Source organism: Streptosporangium sp. NPDC087985 (assembly GCF_044741965.1).
Classification (GTDB): Bacteria; Actinomycetota; Actinomycetes; order Streptosporangiales; family Streptosporangiaceae; genus Streptosporangium.
The window spans coordinates 1-2,192 of record NZ_JBIUTQ010000061.1; the positions used below are offsets into that span (position 1 = coordinate 1).

1 protein-coding gene is annotated in these 2,192 nt (G+C 70.6%); it reads right to left on the reverse strand.

The window, feature by feature from the left end:
• The coding region (locus tag ACIN94_RS32760; protein ID WP_400714916.1) for a condensation domain-containing protein at window positions 1–2,192 on the reverse strand (2,192 nt) is incomplete at both ends.

A 2,192-nucleotide genomic window follows, 5' to 3' on the forward strand; every position in this document is an offset into this window, starting at 1 on the left:
CCGTTCAGTTCCGCCGCCGACAGGCTGATCCCGCCGCAGACCACCGCCTCGGCGTCCGGAGCCGCTGCCACCCGCGCCTCGAACAGCTGAGCCAGGTTGCCCGGGGGCGTCGGGGCCGTGGTGTCGTTCCACTTCTCCAGCAGCGTGTACCGCTCCTCCGGCGCGAGCAGTTCCACCGCCCCCACCTGGACGTCCGGGTCCGCTGTCACGGCCTCCAGCAGCCTTATCAGCCGCGTGGCGATCAACTCCGCCGTGTCGCGGTCGAACAGGTCGGTCGCGTACTGCAGCACTCCGTCGACGCCGGCGGGGGTGGCGTCGGGGGAGAAGTTCTCGGTGAGGCCGAACAACAGGTCGCACTTCGCGCCGCCGAAGCCGTACAGCGAGTAGGCCGGGTCCGGAACCGCCGTCAGGCCCGGCAGCTCGCCCTGGCCGTCCGGGGTGTTGAGGAGAGCGAGCATCACCTGGAAGAGCGGAGGGCGGCCGAAGACCCTGGGAGGGTTGAGCGCCTCCACGACATTCTCGAACGGCACATCCTGGTGCGCGTATGCCGCCAGGTCCGTCTCCCTGACCCTCGCCAGCAGTTCGCGGAAGCTCGGGTCGCCCGAGGTGTCGTTGCGCAGCACCAGCGTGTTGGTGAAGAAACCGACCAGATCGTCCATCACTCCGTCGGTACGGCCGGCGACGGGCGCGCCGATCGGCACATCGGTCCCCGCGCCCAGCCGGGTCAGCAGCGCCGCCAGCGCGGCCTGCAGGGTCATGAACAGCGTGGCCTGGTTGCCCCTGGCCAGGGTGAGCAGCCGTCCGTGCAGCTCGGGCGAGAGCCACAGGGACACCGACTCGCCCCGGTGCCCCGCCGCTACCGGCCTGGGCCTGTCGGCGGGCAGCGCCAGCTCGTCCGGCAGCCCCGCCAGGGCTTTTCTCCAGTAGCCGGTCTGCGCGCTCATGAGGCTGTCCGGGTCCACCGGGTCCCCGAGCATGTCGCGCTGCCAGCGGGTGTAGTCCGAATAGAGCACCGGCAACGGTTCCCAGGCGGGGGCCTCGCCGCGCGTCCGGGCCTCGTAGGCCAGCGCCAGGTCACGCCTGAGGGGACCCAGCGACCATCCGTCGATGGCGATGTGGTGGAAGGCCAGCAGCAGTACGTGCTCGCCGGAGCCGTCGGATCTTTCCGAGCCGTCGGATCGCAACGCGAACAGCAGCGCCCGCATCGGCAGGTCGGACGACAGGTCGAAGCCGCGCCGCACGGTCTTCCTCACCGCCGCGTCGAGCCCCGCCCCGTCGACCTCCGCCACCATCAGCTCGGGAACGGTGTCCAGCACCCGCTGTGTCGGCTGGTCGTCTCGCAGGGGGAAGACCATCCGTAACGTCTCGTGCCGCCGTGCGACGTCCCCGATCGCGGCCTCCAGCGCGACACGATCCAGCCGCCCGGACAGCCGCAGGACCAGCGGGATAGTGTGGAGGCCGTCCTGTTCCCAGAGCTGGTCGGCGAGCCAGACCCGGTACTGGGCGAAGGAGAGCTCCGACCGATCCGCGTTCTCCGCGTGGACGAGGCGAGGTCTGATCCGGCCTGTGCCGGCGGTCTTCGCCGTCTCGACCCTGGCAGCGAGCTCGGCGACGGTGGGGGCCTCGAAGATCTCCCTCACCTGCAGCTCGACCGAGAGCGCCGACCTGATCGCGGTCACCGCCCGCATGGCCAGCAGCGAGTGCCCGCCGAGCGCGAAGAAGTCGTCGTCGATTCCGACCCCGGGTACGGCGAGTATCTGTGTGAACAGCTCGCAAAGGACCTTCTCGACCGGCGTGCGCGGCGCCGTGCCCGAGGTCGTGGTCTCAGGGGCGGGCAGCGCGTGCCGGTCGACCTTGCCGCTGTGGTTGAGCGGCAGCGCGTCCAGCACGACGAAGGCGGAGGGGACCATGTAGGCGGGCAGGTTGTCTTCGGCGAAGCGCCGTGCCCGCCCCGTGAGGTCTGGGTCCGTGGGGGCTCCGCCCGGTGGGTGGTGTGGGACCACATAGGCGACGAGGCGTCTGTCGCCAGGCTGGTCCTCTCTGGCCAGGACGGCGATCTGGGCGATGTCGGGATGGCGGCCCAGGACGGCCTCGATCTCGCCGAGTTCGATGCGGATGCCGCGGATTTTGACCTGGTTGTCGACGCGGCCGAGGTAGTCGATGAGGCCGTCGGGGAGCAGTCGGACGAGGTC